The organism is Neisseria oralis (assembly GCF_045062685.1).
Lineage (GTDB): Bacteria > Pseudomonadota > Gammaproteobacteria > Burkholderiales > Neisseriaceae > Neisseria > Neisseria oralis.
Window position 1 is genome coordinate 145332 of sequence record NZ_JBJGEB010000005.1, and the last position, 14552, is coordinate 159883.

The following is a 14552-nucleotide window of genomic DNA, read 5'->3' on the forward strand; positions in this document are numbered from 1 at the left end:
ATTACGCCTCAAGAATAAAACTAAGTCTCATTCTTGAGGCGTAATATTTTTGGAGCACATCATGTTTGTTTGTATCTGCAATGCGATTACCGACCGTGAAATCAAAGAAACCGTTGCCGCCGGTGCGGTTACTATGAATGATTTGCAGGCCCAACTGGGTGTAGCGACCTGTTGCGGGTGTTGTAGCGAACTGGCCGCTTCTTTCTTGAACGGTGCCGGTACGCAGGTACAAGGTTCGGTTACGGCAGGCATCAACGTACAGTGCTGATTTTAAAGAATTCTTGCATGAGGCCGTCTGAAAAATTTCAGACGGCCTTTGTATTTGGGCGGGGTGTAGTGAAAAATAAGTTGATAAATAAAGGTTTTTTGACTATTCTTTGCTCAGGTTTTACATATTTGTTTGCATATGTTCGCTCTGCTTTTTTACAAAGATGGGGTGAAGATGCGAAACAAACTGAAATGCCGCCGGTAACCGTGCCAGCTCATCGGTTTCGGCGGATTGTTTGTTGATTGATAAGAAAAACAGGTGTTGTTTATGAGTTCTTCAAGTGGAAACCAGAAAGCCTCGCTGTGGGCTGTCGGCCTGATGTTGTTTGCTTTGTTTTTTGGTGCGGGCAATTTGATTTTTCCGGCATATCTGGGGCAGCAGGCCGGTGAAAACTGGTTGTCGGCCATGTTCGGCTTTTTGTTGACCGGTGCCGGTTTGCCGTTGCTCGGTGTGATTGCCATCGGTTATTCCGGTTCGCGCGACGTTCAGGCCTTGGCTTCGCGTGTCAGTCCGTGGTACGGCGTTGCGTTTGCCGCCGCACTGTATCTGGCCATCGGCCCGTTGTTTGCTACGCCGCGTACCGCGACGGTATCGTTTGAAGTCGGTGTAGTGCCGTTTATCGGCGAAGCCAATAAAAGTGTCGGTTTGGCGGTGTTCAGCGTAGTGTTTTTCGGCGTAGCCTACTGGCTGTCGATGTCGCCGGGCAAGCTGGTTGACCGTATCGGTAAAATTTTGACCCCCGCATTGTTGCTGACTATTGCCGCGCTGGTGGGTTATGCCGCGCTGAATCCTATGGGTGCTTTGACTGGGGCACAAGGTGATTTTGTTACCCAACCTTTGGCCAAAGGCATTTTGGAAGGTTATGGCACGATGGATGCGTTGGCGTCTTTGGTGTTTGCCATCATCGTGATTGATGCCGTACGGGCGATGGGTGTGGATAATCGTGCTGAGCTGTTGCGCACGACTACTGTTTCGGGTGTGATTGCGGCGTCTTGTCTGGCTGCCGTTTACCTGTTTATCGGCTATATGGGCGCGACCAGTGTGGCCGGTTTGGGTGTGCAGGAAAACGGTGCGTTGGTGTTGTCGAAAACGGCGCAATATTATTTCGGCATGGGCGGCAATGTGCTGTTGGGCGTGATTGTTTTATTGGCCTGCCTGAGTACGGCAGTCGGCCTGATTACTTCCTGTGCGGAATATTTCAACCGTCTGTGTCCGGGAATTTCTTATAAAATGTTTGTCATTATCAATACCTTGGTGTCGATGGGATTGGCGAACAAAGGGTTGGCGGACATCATTAGTTTTTCCGTTCCGGTATTAATGTTGCTGTATCCGTTGACGGTAGTGATTATCTTGTTGGCGTTTCTGCATAATTTCTTCGGCGGCAGCCGCATCGTGTATTTCTGCACCATTATGGCGACGCTGGTGGTCGGTTTGCTGGACGCTTATAAAGCGGCTTTCGGCTTCAGTGAAGAAGCTGCGTCGGCAATCAACAATGTGCTGCCGCTCTACCATATCGGCTTGGGTTGGCTGCTGCCTGCGACTGTCGGTTTTGTGTTGGGCTGCATTTTGAATGCGGCATTGAAAAAGAAAGCGTAACGCTTTGAACAGGCCGTCTGAAAATCGTGGTTGCGTTTTCAGACGGCCTGTATGTATTGATACGGACGGATAGGATGAAGCTGACGTTAATGTTCCGCGAATATTGCAGCTTGTGCCACAAGATGAAGGCCGAACTGCTGCCATATAAGGAAGCGTTCGGATTTGAACTGGAAGTGCTCGATGTGGACGATCATCCTGATTTGGAAGAAAAATACAATGAGCTTGTTCCGGTATTGCTGGACGGAGACGAGGAAATCTGCCATTGGTTTTTGGACGCGGATAAGCTGTGTGCGCATTTGCAAAACAGGATAGGATGACGGTTTCGTTTGTGTCGGACCGTGAATGCTTAGGCCGTCTGAAAATCAGAGTTTTCAGACGGCCTTTTAATTCGTCGGGCGTTTGTTTCAGCAATAACGCCCGTTATGTCGTCAGCGTGCGCTGCGCGGTTCTGCCGGACTGCTCGCTTTCGAGCCTTTGAATGCACGTTTGGCAGCTTGGAAGATAGCCTGACGTCTGCGGTGTTGCATGATGTTTCCTTTCTATTATGTTTTAGGCATGACCGATCGATTTGATATGTCGTTGAATCCGGTGCCGGTTTAGCCTTTTGCTTATGGATTTATGTTCAAATAAATCCGTTTTGGTTATTGCGAGATGTTGTCCTCTAATATAATAGGGACATTTGATGTTTTTTTAAATGGGTATAGTGTAAATTTATAAGGCGGTTATGTAATTTAGGAACTTAAGTCCGTATTTTTGTTATGCCTTGATTTGTTATGGAAAATATTTCTTGGGAGCGAAAATGTACTATGACGGCGAATATTGCATGGTTTCGCGGAGAGAGATTGCGGGTAGGATTCTTACCGTACAACGGGAAACAGGCCGTCTGAAAACAGTTTTTCAGACGGCCTGTTTATACGGGAGAACATCAGTCAAAACGGCCGACGATACTGCCCAACGCTTTTTGCCAATCGGATGTTTTCACACCGAAGTCTCGGTTTATTTTTCCGCAATCCAGTACGCTGTATGCGGGGCGCGGGGCCGGCGTCGGATATTGTTCGCTCGGAATGGGCTTTAATTCGGGCACTTTGAAGCCTTTTATATTTTCCGAGGCTGTCTGAAAAATCGCTTGGGCAAATTCGTACCAGCTTACAGATTTGTCGCCGCAAAAATGGTAAACACCGCGTGCAGGCCCGGCGGATTTCAGGATGTCGATCAATGCCTGGGCCAAATCGCCGGCATAAGTCGGATTACCTATTTGGTCGTTAACCACTGACAGAGTGTCCCGTTCTTTTGCCAAGCGCAACATGGTTTTAACGAAATTTTCTCCATATTCGCTAAAAAGCCATGCGGTGCGGACGACAATGCTTTCCGGATTGGCGGCCAAGGCAAGAAATTCTCCCGATAATTTGGATTTTCCGTAAATACTCTGAGGATTGGGAACGTCGTGTTCGCTGTAAGGATTTTTACCGTCGCCTTCAAAAACGTAATCTGTTGAGATGTGGATAAAACGCACCTTTGCCTCATATGCGGCAGCGGCCAGATTGTGTACGGCCGAGGCGTTGACTGTAAAGGCCTTCCGGTATTCCCTCTCGGCCTTGTCTACGGCAGTGTAGGCTGCGGCATTGACGATGGCGTCGGGTTGGAAGTTTTGAACCATATTAAAGACGGCTGTCGCATCGGTAATGTCTAAAGAAGCAGAATCGGTTGAAATAACTTCCCATTTGTCCGGCAGACGGTCTCTGAAACACTGTGCCAGTTGGCCTTTGGAACCGGTTAAGAGAATTCGCATGTCAGTTTCTCCATTGAGATTTTTATCGTGTCGTTATTATAGAGCAAATTGTAGTAGAAAACCGTTTATATCTTAACTCGTTGTCTCGTAAACATCTTATCTGGTGCTTTATATGTTTAAGATATTTTACGGTTGGAGTATGGGATAATTTTACAGTTGTCAGAATGTTATTGCCGTATGCAGTTTGTTTCAAGAGTGAATGGATAGTGCGGTTGGTCGTGATTGAATTTTGATAAGTTAAGTTGATTAACTTGATTAAATTAATTTAGTACGAGTTTAAGTAAATAAAATTAATTATCTAACATGATGTTATGTTGATTCTAAAATTAAAAGTTCAGTTGGTGATGATTTAGTTAAATCGAAAAAATTATTTAATTAAATATATTTATGTTAATAATTGATAAATGTAAAGGGAAAAGTGTTATGGATAAATTATTTAAATTTCTTGATACCTTTTGTCAAAGTGTTAAACCGTTAAAGCGATATGTAAGCGATAGGTAAAAAGAGTAACTAGACTAATAATGCAGATTTAAGCCTTTATCATAGTGATAATCGGTAATTTGGTCTGTATAACAATATTTCATCTGGGAGTAATACATTATGAAGCATTATTGCATGCCTATTGCAAAACCGTCTCACCACTATGGTCACGGTCATTGGGCACCTATGCCCAAACCGTTCATTTCATACGGATACTGTCCTCCGATAAAATTCCATTGCGGTCCGATGTGGACTCCGCAAATCCAGCCGCATCACAAAGGCCCTTCGTATTGTCCTCCTCATCATTCTTATCCTCCTATCAAACCGGCTCCGTGGTGCCCACCGAAACCATGTCCTGAGCCTAAACCGGAACCGAAACCCGAGCCTAAACCGGAACCGAAACCCGAGCCTAAACCGGAACCGAAACCCGAGCCGAAACCCGAGCCTAAACCGGAACCGAAACCTGAGCCGAAACCGGAACCGAAACCCGAGCCCAAACCGGAACCGAAGCCTGAGCCCAAACCGGAGCCTAAACCATGTCCGGAACCTAAGCCGGAACCAAAACCCGAGCCCAAACCGTGTCCTGAGCCTAAACCGGAACCGAAACCTGAGCCCAAACCGTGTCCGGAACCGAAACCTGAACCCAAACCGAAACCGGATTGTGATGATTGTGTAGATGATGGTAAGCAGAACAATTCTTTCGGTGGGCTGGATAAAGATAAAGGTAACATTATCAACGTTGTTGCTTCCGAATCCGGTCCGAGCAAAACCATCGGTACCGAACAGAAAGACACCATCTATGGCACTTCGGGTGACGACATTATCTACGGTCAGGGCGGAGCCGACGTTATTTACGGCGGTGACGGCAACGATACGCTGAACGGCGGTAATAACGGCGATACCCTTTACGGTGAAGGCGGTAAAGATTATCTGCAAGGAGGCAGCGGCAACGACTACCTGAACGGCGGCGAGGGTGCGGACATCATGCTCGGCGGCGATGGTAACGATGTATACTATGTAGATAATCCCGGCGATATCGTTAAAGAGTTCGCCAACGTCAATAGCGGTATAGATACGGTTCGAAGCACTATCGACTATACATTGCCGGACAATGTGGAAAACCTCTACCTGCAAGGCAGTAGTAATCTGAACGGTACCGGTAACGCGCTGGACAATACTATCAACGGCAACAGTGGCAACAACCATCTGTACGGCCTGGCAGGCGACGACTGTCTGGTAGGTAAAGACGGTCGTGATTTCTTGGACGGCGGTATCGGCAACGACGTGCTGATTGGTGGTGCCGGTGATGATACTTATTTCTTCGCCAAAGGCTACGGTCACGACATCATCCAAGATTCTTCGGGTAACGACACGCTGTGCTTCGGTCAAGGTATCACCGCTTCCGACCTGATTTTGAGCAAATCGGGCGATGATCTGAGCATTAAGTTCAAAGGCAGCAACGACAGCGTCTTGGTAGACGATTGGTTTGCGAACGATTCCAACAAAGTGGAAAACTTCTCGTTCGCCGACGGCAGCTCTTTGAATGCAGCGAATATTGCCGCTCAAATCCAAGAACAAACACAAAACGCAGGTATTGTTTAATCCCTTTTGATTTTGTGTGAAGACAGGCCGTCTGAAATGGTTTTCCAGCCGTTTCAGACGGCCTTATTTTGTAAACAATCCAGCGGCAGAACGTAAGTTCGGTTAAAATAAGACTTTATTCCAACAGCCAAAAAGAATCTAAAAATGTCTGCAATCAGCCTGAAAAAAATCTATTCCGGCAAGGTCCGAGATTTATACGAAATCGATGATAAACGTATCCTGATGGTGGCTTCAGACCGCTTGTCTGCATTCGACGTCATTTTAGACGACCCGATTCCCGGCAAGGGTGAAATACTGACTCAGATTTCAAATTTCTGGTTTCGGAAACTGGCGCACATTATGCCCAACCATTTTACCGGCGATACCGTGTACGACGTGTTACCTGAAAGTGAAGCGATGGCTTTGGAGAAACGTGCCGTTGTGGTTAAAAAGCTCACGCCTGTAAAAGTGGAGGCTATTGTGCGCGGTTATTTGGCGGGCAGCGGTTGGAAGGACTACCGGAAAACCGGTGCCGTTTGCGGTATCAAGTTGCCCGAAGGCCTGCAAGAATCGCAGCAGCTTCCCGAAGCAGTTTTTACACCATCAACTAAAGCCGCAGTTGGCGATCATGACGAAAACATCAGCTTTGAAGAATGTGAACGCATTATCGGCAAAGGGTTGGCTGCCGAAGTCCGTGCCAAAGCAATTCGGCTTTATACCGAAGCGGCAGAATACGCCAAGTCGCGCGGCATCATTATTTGCGATACCAAATTTGAATTCGGCGTGGATGAAAACGGCACGCTGACGCTGATGGATGAAGTCTTAACTCCCGATTCCAGCCGCTTTTGGCCCGCCGGCCAATATCAAGTCGGTACTAACCCGCCATCTTTCGACAAGCAATTCGTGCGCGACTGGCTGGAACAAAGCGGTTGGAACAAACAGGCACCTGCTCCGAAAGTACCTGCCGACGTTATTCAAAAAACAATCGATAAATATAGAGAAGCATTGCATTTGCTGACTCAAGACTGAATTCGTTTCCCAATGTTTCCAACGGGAGGCCGTCTGAAATTTGTTTTCAGACGGCCTCCCGTTCGAACAAATATCCTATCTAGATTCAAACACGTTTTAAGATTATAATCGCCCACTGTGCCTGCTCTTTGGCAGGCCGTCTGAAGTTCAACCAACCCGGCCGCATCGGCTTAGACACAAACGTCCGTTTTCAGTTGCGGATGTACAGTTAAGGGTATGTTTGCAATTCGTTGTTTGCATGAGGCCGTCTGAAAATATCGGCTGCGCAAAAGCGAATCGCAAACACACCCTGATGGTTTAGCGGTGCGGCATTTCGAAAGGAACAAAATGTTCGACAAACATATTAAAACCTTCCAATACGGCAATCACACCGTTACCTTGGAAACCGGCGAAATCGCGCGCCAAGCCGCTGCGGCTGTTAAAGTATCGATGGGCGACACAGTTGTTTTGGTTGCTGTGACCACCAACAAAGAAGTCAAAGAAGGTCAAGACTTCTTCCCTCTGACTGTTGATTACCTTGAGCGCACTTACGCCGCAGGTAAAATCCCCGGCGGTTTCTTTAAACGCGAAGGCAAACAAAGCGAAAAAGAAATTCTGACCAGCCGTCTGATCGACCGTCCTATCCGCCCGCTGTTCCCTGAAGGTTTCTACCACGATATCCAAATCGTTGCGATGGTGGTTTCCGTTGATCCTGAAATCGATTCCGACATTCCTGCCATGCTCGGCGCGTCCGCTGCGCTGGTGTTGAGCGGCGTACCGTTTGCCGGTCCGATTGGTGCCGCGCGCGTAGGTTATGTAAACGGCGTGTACGTATTGAACCCGACCAAAGCCGAATTGGCAAAATCCAAGCTGGATTTGGTCGTTGCGGGTACATCCAAAGCCGTTTTGATGGTGGAATCCGAAGCTAAAATCCTGCCGGAAGACGTGATGCTGGGTGCCGTCGTTTACGGTCACGACCAAATGCAGGTAGCGATTAATGCCATCAACGAGTTCGCCGACGAAGTAAACCCTGAAGTATGGGATTGGAAAGCGCCTGAAACCAATGAGGAATTGGTTGCCAAAGTGCGCGAAATCGCAGGTGAAGCGATTAAAGAAGCATTCAAAATCCGTCAAAAACAAGCGCGTTCCGCTAAATTGGACGAGGCTTGGAACACAGTAAAAGACGCGCTGATTACCGAAGAAACCGATACTTTGGCTGCCAACGAAATCAAAGGCATCTTTAAACATTTGGAAGCCGACGTTGTCCGCACCCAAATTTTGGAAGGTCAGCCGCGTATCGACGGTCGCGATACCCGCACCGTCCGTCCTTTGAATATTCAAACCGGCGTATTGCCGCGTACACACGGTTCCGCCCTGTTTACCCGTGGCGAAACACAAGCCCTTGCCGTAGCGACTTTGGGTACTTCGCGCGACGAGCAAATTATTGATGCGCTCTCCGGCGAATACACCGACCGCTTCATGCTGCATTACAACTTCCCGCCGTATTCTACCGGCGAAGTGGGTCGCGTCGGCGCACCGAAACGCCGCGAAATCGGACATGGCCGTTTGGCAAAACGTGCATTGGTTGCCGTATTGCCGTCCCCTGAAGAATTCAGCTACACCATGCGTGTTGTTTCCGAAATTACCGAGTCCAACGGTTCGTCTTCTATGGCTTCCGTCTGCGGCGGCTGCTTGAGCTTGCTGTCTGCCGGTGTGCCTTTGAAAGCACACGTTGCCGGTATCGCAATGGGTCTGATTTTGGACAACAACAAATTCGCCGTGTTGACCGACATCTTGGGTGATGAGGATCACTTGGGCGATATGGACTTCAAAGTTGCCGGTACGACCGAAGGCGTGACCGCGCTGCAAATGGACATCAAAATCCAAGGTATTACCAAAGAAATCATGCAGATTGCTTTGGCGCAAGCCAAAGACGCGCGTCTGCACATCTTGGAACAGATGAAAGCCGCCGTGGCAGGTCCGCAAGAACTGTCTGCTCACGCTCCGCGCCTGTTCACCATGAAAATCAACCAAGACAAAATCCGCGACGTTATCGGCAAAGGCGGCGAAACCATCCGTGCGATTACCGCTGAAACCGGTACTGAAATCAATATCGCGGAAGACGGTACCATCACTATTGCCGCGACCACTCAAGAAGCCGGCGACGCCGCGAAAAAACGCATCGAAGCAATTACCGCCGAAGTGGAAGTAGGCAAAGTGTACGAAGGTACTGTGGTTAAAATCCTCGACAACAACGTCGGCGCCATCGTCAGCGTGATGCCGGGTAAAGACGGTTTGGTACACATCAGCCAAATCGCCCACGAGCGCGTACGCAACGTCAGCGACTATCTGCAAGTCGGTCAGGTTGTAAATGTGAAAGCATTGGAAGTGGACGACCGCGGTCGCGTGCGCCTGTCTATCAAGGCTTTGCTGGAAGAGCCTATGCGCGAGGAAGGCGAGGAATAATCCGCACAGGATTTGCGTCAGGTATATAAATTGAAAGGCCGTCTGAAATATGTTTTCAGACGGCCTTTTCTGTGTTTCAAGTTACAGGCAGCAGGTACCGAAGCGCAGTTTTTTGTTGAGTACTGATTCGTGTGTAAGTTGTTTGATAACCAAAATGTTAGTCGCGTCTTCCAATGCACGGATACTGTGTGCCTCGTTCGGCTCCAACCGTACTACCTGTAGGCCTTTGGTTTCGAGTGTGCCTTGTGTGCTGACGATTTGCGCGCTGCCGTTCAGGACCAGCAACAGAATGATGGCGTCGGTTTCGTAGGTCGGGATTTCGTTGTTTTTTTGCAGGGAAAGTTGCACGATTTCCTGATCATTGTCTTGGGCGATGATACCGCCCAAAAGGGCTTTGGGGTCAAGGGTATATTGTTTCACGGCATGTCCTTATCGCTGTGGTGGCTGATTTGCCCATTCATTATATAGCCGATTCGTATGCTGCGTTAAAGTCATTCAAATGTTTTCAGACGGCCTCTACGGTATTTGAAGCGGCTTGAAGCGGCGTAGACAAATAGTCGTACAAGCTATTAAAATAACTCCGTTTTTATTTTTATAGAATAATATGAATATCTTAATCTGCAATGACGACGGTTATCTCGCCCCCGGAATTGCCGTTTTGGCGCGCGTGGCAGGGGAGTTTGCCAATGTGCGCGTAGTTGCGCCCGAACGCGACCGCAGCGGCGTCAGCAATTCACTGACGCTCGACCGGCCGTTGCATATCAAACAGGCACAGAACGGGTTTTACTATGTCAGCGGTACGCCGACCGACTGCATTCATCTGGGGTTGCACGTTTTGCCGGATTTCCGTCCTGATTTGGTGTTTTCCGGTATCAACAACGGTGCGAATATGGGAGACGACACGCTTTATTCGGGTACGGTGGCTGCTGCGACCGAAGCCTATTTGATGGGCATTCCCGCAGTGGCCTTCTCATTGAACGATTACAGCGGACGGTATTGGGAAACCGCGGAAAAAGCGGCTTGGATGATGATTGACCGCTTGGTCAAAACACCGCCCAAACTGCCTGTATTATGGAACGTGAACATCCCTGCCGTCGCGTCCGATGAGATTCAGGGAATCAAAATAACCCGACTCGGACGCCGCCATCATGAACAGAGCGTCGTACCGATGCGTAATCCGCGCGGCGAACCGATTTACTGGATAGGGCCGGTCGGCGATATTTCCGATCGCGAGGAGGGTACTGATTTCGGAGAATGCGAGGCAGGATTCATTACCGTTACCCCGTTGCAGATTGATTTGACCGATTATGCGCAGTTGGAAGGCGTGGTCAGATTTTGGGAAGGGACGGTAAAGGCGGAATGAGTAAAAACGATGCTTTTTCAGACGGCCTCATTGTGAAAAACATTGTCGGTTCCTTATCGAAAACTTCGTTTCAGATTGTCTGAAACGGTATCGCAAGTTATCTGTTTTGCGGGTCGGAAACCCAGCGTTTATGAGCATTTTAACAAGTCCTAACGCCTGCAGCACTTGAGAACGGGTCATATTTTGATTATGATATGCCCGAATAGAAATAACCCCATTGACAAAGGTAACAAATATGTTGAAAAAGACCGCATTCTATGCTGTTCCGGCAGCTTTGGCTCTTTTAGTCGGTGCTTGTACCACCCAACAACCTGCTCCCGTCGTAGCAGGAACTTCGGGCGGCGGTTCGGCCGCTTCTTCAAGCAATCCGTATGGTGCAACACCTTATGAACCGAATGCGGGCAACAACCCTGTCGAATCCGCACCGTATACTCCGCCTGCTTCGCAAAGTTATCCTGCTGCTTCTTCCGGCGGCTACATTCCTTCCAATGCGCCCGTCGATATTAACGCGGCCACTCATACCGTAGTACGCGGAGATACGGTTTATAATATTGCCAAACGTTACCAGATTACCCAAGACAATCTGCGCGCTTGGAACAATATGGCCGACAATACCATCAGCGTGGGTCAGGTTCTGCGCGTGAAACCGGCGGGTTATACCGCTCCGGCCGGCAGCGCGGCAACTTCTGCGGCGCGTACTCAGCCTTCCGCAGCTTCATCTGCCACACCGAATGTACCTTCTACCCCGCAGGCAAACACATCTAAGGTTGCAACTCCTGCGACAACGCCGACCGTATCGACGGGCGGTGTGCGCAACACCGGCGGCATTACTTGGCAGCGGCCGACTGCGGGCAACGTCATCACTAAATTCGGCGGTACCAACAAAGGTGTAGACATTGCCGGTAATCCGGGGCAGCCTGTCGTGGCTGCGGCCGATGGTAAAGTGGTATATGCCGGTTCCGGACTGCGCGGTTACGGTAATTTGGTTATTATCCAGCATAGTCCGACTTTCCTGAGTGCATACGGTCATAACCAAAGTCTTTTGGTTAACGAAGGTCAGACTGTGAAACGTGGCCAGACCATTGCCAAAATGGGTAATTCCGATGCCAGCCGTACCCAACTTCACTTTGAGGTGCGTCAAAACGGCAAACCTGTTAATCCTGCCAATTATGTTGCTTTCTAAATCAGTAAAGGTAATGTTTGCTGCTGGGATAATGTCGGCAGAATAGTTTTTAAAGTATGTTTTAGGCCGTCTGAAAAACTGATGAATACCGTCGGTTTTTCAGACGGCCTTTGTTTTGTTTTTATCTGAAGGAAAGATGGAGAATGCCAACTTGCAGATTTGTAATGAAATTTATCGTATTGTAAGCATTGGTTCATAGTCATTGATAATTAGGTTGATTTAATATATATTGGACGTGCGTCCAATTAAAATAATGCAGCGAGTTAAGGTGAGAGCTATGAATGGAGTAACAAGTGCGCAATTTATTTCGGCAGGTATTCATCTTTACCCAAAATGCGGTTATCGGCAGCTTTCAGAGAAGGCCATTGCCGAGCATTTGAACTCGGATATGGAGACATTCAACCAAATGTTTGCCGACAAAGATGAATTTGTTAAGGCAATGTTGATTGAATACAGCAACCGCGCGTTGGGAAGGGTGTCGTTTGATTTCGCCCAGAATATAGAAGAAACAGAGCGGCTGTATCAGATTGTATGGCGGCTGGCCGTTACCATACGCGAGCATTTGGTGTGGATACACAGAATGCTGCTAGACAGCGCGGAAGGGGTTGAGTTAATGACCAAGGCTTTGAAAAAACAACATAAAATGTTGGCCTACGGCATGATTCAGCATATCAAGGCATGTAACGGCAGAGAAGATATGTCCGAACTCGAATTGTTTAATCAGTTTGAGTTTCTTAACGGGGCGATTATATCGCCGATGATTATGAATACCCGTTACCGGCTGATGGGGATTCTGACTGATGAAATGAACGAGAAACATGAGGATTTGCTGACCGATTCGGCCATCCACCAACGTATCAATTGGGCTTTCCAAGCGTTGTTTCCTCAATACCGTTCTCAAAAGCATCCGGCTAAAAATTAATATATTATTATAACAGGTCTGGAAGTGGCGAACTTATCGGTCTGCCGCTTTCAGACGGCCTTAAGAACCGCTCTTGTCAAGCGGTATTGTCAGGTCTATTATTGGACGTATGTCCAATAATATCGTAAGGGAAATGAGATGTCCGAGTCAGCGCGTACCAAATTCATTGCCGCGGGTGAGAAACTTTATCCTGAACTGGGTTACAGCAAGCTTTCTGTGCGGCTGCTTGCCGCCGAAGCGGAATTAAGTTCGGGAATGTTTCATCATCTTTTTGAAAACAAAGATGTTTTTATGTTGGAAATGTTCCGTCATTACAATATAACCGCATTCGGGCGTTTAGATTTCGCCGACGTGCCGGATGAGCCGTTTGCGCGCCTGTATTACGCCGCTTTCGCCATTGCGCAATCGGTTCGGGATAATCTATTGTTTATACAGCGTATTTTTACTGATAGTGCCGATAATATCGCTATTGCCAACGAGTTTCTCAAGTCTGAAATGGAAGAACGGACGAGGGTGATTGTGGGGTTGTTGGAGGAGTGTGCCGCTATTGATGACGGGGTGCCGACAGCCACGATACAGCGGTTGGGTTACCTCAGTAGCGCGGTCATTGCGCCGATGGTGTTGGGGACGCGGTTTAACAGTATGGAATTGTTGTCGGACGAGTTGAGCCGGAATGTGGGGGCGTTGCTGACTGACGAGGCCATCAGCCAGCGTTTGGAATGGGCGGTTTGCGCCATGTTCCCGAGCCGTCTTGAATGTGTCGGTATCCGGCCGGATAGGAAAAAACAATGAAGAAAAACACTGCAATGAAAAAAGTTGTTTCAATTGCCGTTATTGCCGCCTTGGCTGCGGGCGGTTTCTGGTATTACCGTCAGCATCACAACGGCGAACTGCCGGAATGGATTGCGCAATCCAACGGGCGGCTGGAATTGAACCGCATCGATGTCGCCAGCCTGTATCCGGGGCGGGTGAAGGCTATGCCGGCGGAAGAGGGTGCGGAGGTGAAGGCGGGCGATGTGTTGGCGGAATTGTCTTCTGAAACCAGCGGCAGCCGTTTGGAAGAGGCGCAGGCGGCGGAGGCGCGGCAGCAAGAGGCGGTAAGCCGGGCGAGAGCCGCCGAAGCGCAGATGAAACAGACGGTTGCACGCGCACAGGCAAATGTGGCTGCAAGCAGGCAGCAGCAGCGCGTCGCCAGAATGGAATTGGACAATGCGCGCAAATTGTTTGCCGACCAGTTGGTATCGCAATCGGAGGTAACCAAGCGCCAGGCGGATTACGAGCGTGCCGCCGCTGCGGTGAAGGCCGCCGAAGCGGCGCGGGACGAGGCGCAGGCTACCGTGGCACAGAGTGCTGCCGCCCAAGCCGAAGCCAAGGCGGCGGTGGCGCAGGCGAAGGCGGCGGTGAAATCGGCCTCATCCGCCAACGACGACATGAACATCCGTGCGCCGATAAGCGGCAGGGTGGAATACAAAATCGCGGAAGTCGGCAATGTGGTGGCATCCGGTTCGAAAGTGGTCAGCCTGCTTGATCCGAACGATGTTTCCATGAATATTTTTCTGCCGACCGGCAGTATAAGCCGTCTGAAAGTCAACGACGACGCACGCATCAGGCTGGACGGCATTGATGCCGTATTTCCCGCCAAAATCCAATTCATCGCCACCGACGCGCAGTTCACGCCCAAGGCGGTGGAAACGATTGATGAACGCGCCAAACTGATGTTTAAAGTGAAACTGCGAATCCCGCGTGAAACGGCGGCGAAGTATAACCGTCTGCTCAAAGGCGGCATGACCGGCAACGGCTTTGTCAAAACCGACGGCAAAGCGGCTTGGCCGTCCGAATTGGCAGTGAAGCTGCCGCAATAGTTTTTCAGACGGCCTGTTTGGGAAGAGGCCGTCT

13 protein-coding genes are annotated in these 14552 nt (G+C 49.3%); 11 read left to right on the forward strand and 2 right to left on the reverse strand.

The features are described from left to right. Positions 1-61: 61 nt before the first annotated feature. The 3 genes from ACI43T_RS06480 to ACI43T_RS06490 all read left to right on the forward strand — a co-directional run bounded on the left by ACI43T_RS06480 (position 62) and on the right by ACI43T_RS06490 (position 2181). Positions 62-268, forward strand: coding sequence for a (2Fe-2S)-binding protein (locus tag ACI43T_RS06480; RefSeq protein ID WP_009173193.1), 207 nt, complete (start codon positions 62-64; stop codon positions 266-268). 267 nt (positions 269-535) lie between these two features. Beyond that, positions 536-1864, forward strand: coding sequence for a branched-chain amino acid transport system II carrier protein (brnQ, locus tag ACI43T_RS06485; protein WP_405385995.1), 1329 nt, complete (start codon positions 536-538; stop codon positions 1862-1864). A gap of 74 nt (positions 1865-1938) precedes the next feature. Beyond that, complete coding sequence (locus ACI43T_RS06490) at positions 1939-2181, forward strand: glutaredoxin family protein (protein WP_405385997.1); 243 nt, start codon at positions 1939-1941, stop codon at positions 2179-2181. 608 nt (positions 2182-2789) lie between these two features. Here the strand turns inward: ACI43T_RS06490 and rfbD are convergent. Beyond that, complete coding sequence (rfbD, locus tag ACI43T_RS06495) at positions 2790-3653, reverse strand: dTDP-4-dehydrorhamnose reductase (RefSeq protein ID WP_405385999.1); 864 nt, start codon at positions 3651-3653, stop codon at positions 2790-2792. Between the two features lie 726 nt (positions 3654-4379). Between rfbD and ACI43T_RS06500 the strand changes: the two genes are divergently transcribed. The 3 genes from ACI43T_RS06500 (at position 4380) to pnp (ending at position 9188) form a co-directional block, all read left to right on the forward strand. Next, positions 4380-5735: a calcium-binding protein gene (locus ACI43T_RS06500; RefSeq protein ID WP_405386001.1), complete on the forward strand. Its 1356-nt coding sequence runs from the start codon at positions 4380-4382 to the stop codon at positions 5733-5735. Positions 5736-5879: 144 nt separating this feature from the next. Next, positions 5880-6743 carry a phosphoribosylaminoimidazolesuccinocarboxamide synthase gene (locus ACI43T_RS06505; RefSeq protein ID WP_377079674.1) on the forward strand — a complete coding sequence of 288 codons (864 nt, stop codon included), beginning with the start codon at positions 5880-5882 and terminating at the stop codon, positions 6741-6743. A gap of 327 nt (positions 6744-7070) precedes the next feature. Further along, a complete protein-coding gene (pnp, locus tag ACI43T_RS06510; protein ID WP_405386003.1) occupies positions 7071-9188 on the forward strand; it encodes a polyribonucleotide nucleotidyltransferase in 2118 nt (705 codons plus the stop codon). An 81-nt stretch (positions 9189-9269) separates the two neighbouring features. Here the strand turns inward: pnp and ACI43T_RS06515 are convergent, their stop codons facing one another. After that, entirely contained in the window at positions 9270-9608 is a 339-nt protein-coding gene (locus ACI43T_RS06515) for a cupin domain-containing protein (RefSeq protein ID WP_405386005.1), read from the reverse strand. A gap of 184 nt (positions 9609-9792) precedes the next feature. Between ACI43T_RS06515 and surE the strand changes: the two genes are divergently transcribed. From surE to ACI43T_RS06540, 5 genes are all read left to right on the forward strand, one after another. Beyond that, complete coding sequence (gene surE / locus ACI43T_RS06520; RefSeq protein WP_405386007.1) at positions 9793-10551, forward strand: 5'/3'-nucleotidase SurE; 759 nt, start codon at positions 9793-9795, stop codon at positions 10549-10551. Between the two features lie 235 nt (positions 10552-10786). Continuing rightward, positions 10787-11734: a peptidoglycan DD-metalloendopeptidase family protein gene (locus ACI43T_RS06525; RefSeq protein WP_405386009.1), complete on the forward strand. Its 948-nt coding sequence runs from the start codon at positions 10787-10789 to the stop codon at positions 11732-11734. 277 nt (positions 11735-12011) lie between these two features. After that, positions 12012-12656: a TetR/AcrR family transcriptional regulator gene (locus ACI43T_RS06530; protein WP_254654882.1), complete on the forward strand. Its 645-nt coding sequence runs from the start codon at positions 12012-12014 to the stop codon at positions 12654-12656. A gap of 138 nt (positions 12657-12794) precedes the next feature. Continuing rightward, the gene (locus ACI43T_RS06535; RefSeq protein WP_314765104.1) at positions 12795-13448 is read left to right on the forward strand and encodes a TetR/AcrR family transcriptional regulator; all 654 of its coding nucleotides are present in this window, start codon (positions 12795-12797) and stop codon (positions 13446-13448) included. A 14-nt stretch (positions 13449-13462) separates the two neighbouring features. Continuing rightward, positions 13463-14518 carry an HlyD family secretion protein gene (locus ACI43T_RS06540; protein WP_377079677.1) on the forward strand — a complete coding sequence of 352 codons (1056 nt, stop codon included), beginning with the start codon at positions 13463-13465 and terminating at the stop codon, positions 14516-14518. The last annotated feature ends 34 nt before the right edge of the window (positions 14519-14552 follow it).

Coding starts and splice junctions, on each gene's coding strand:
- ACI43T_RS06480 (WP_009173193.1), top strand. CDS start 62: ATGTTTGTTTGTATCTGCAATGCGATTACCGACCGTGAAATCAAAGAA.
- brnQ (WP_405385995.1), top strand. CDS start 536: ATGAGTTCTTCAAGTGGAAACCAGAAAGCCTCGCTGTGGGCTGTCGGC.
- ACI43T_RS06490 (WP_405385997.1), top strand. CDS start 1,939: ATGAAGCTGACGTTAATGTTCCGCGAATATTGCAGCTTGTGCCACAAG.
- rfbD (WP_405385999.1), bottom strand. CDS start 3,653: ATGCGAATTCTCTTAACCGGTTCCAAAGGCCAACTGGCACAGTGTTTC.
- ACI43T_RS06500 (WP_405386001.1), top strand. CDS start 4,380: ATGTGGACTCCGCAAATCCAGCCGCATCACAAAGGCCCTTCGTATTGT.
- ACI43T_RS06505 (WP_377079674.1), top strand. CDS start 5,880: ATGTCTGCAATCAGCCTGAAAAAAATCTATTCCGGCAAGGTCCGAGAT.
- pnp (WP_405386003.1), top strand. CDS start 7,071: ATGTTCGACAAACATATTAAAACCTTCCAATACGGCAATCACACCGTT.
- surE (WP_405386007.1), top strand. CDS start 9,793: ATGAATATCTTAATCTGCAATGACGACGGTTATCTCGCCCCCGGAATT.
- ACI43T_RS06525 (WP_405386009.1), top strand. CDS start 10,787: ATGTTGAAAAAGACCGCATTCTATGCTGTTCCGGCAGCTTTGGCTCTT.
- ACI43T_RS06530 (WP_254654882.1), top strand. CDS start 12,012: ATGAATGGAGTAACAAGTGCGCAATTTATTTCGGCAGGTATTCATCTT.
- ACI43T_RS06535 (WP_314765104.1), top strand. CDS start 12,795: ATGTCCGAGTCAGCGCGTACCAAATTCATTGCCGCGGGTGAGAAACTT.
- ACI43T_RS06540 (WP_377079677.1), top strand. CDS start 13,463: ATGAAAAAAGTTGTTTCAATTGCCGTTATTGCCGCCTTGGCTGCGGGC.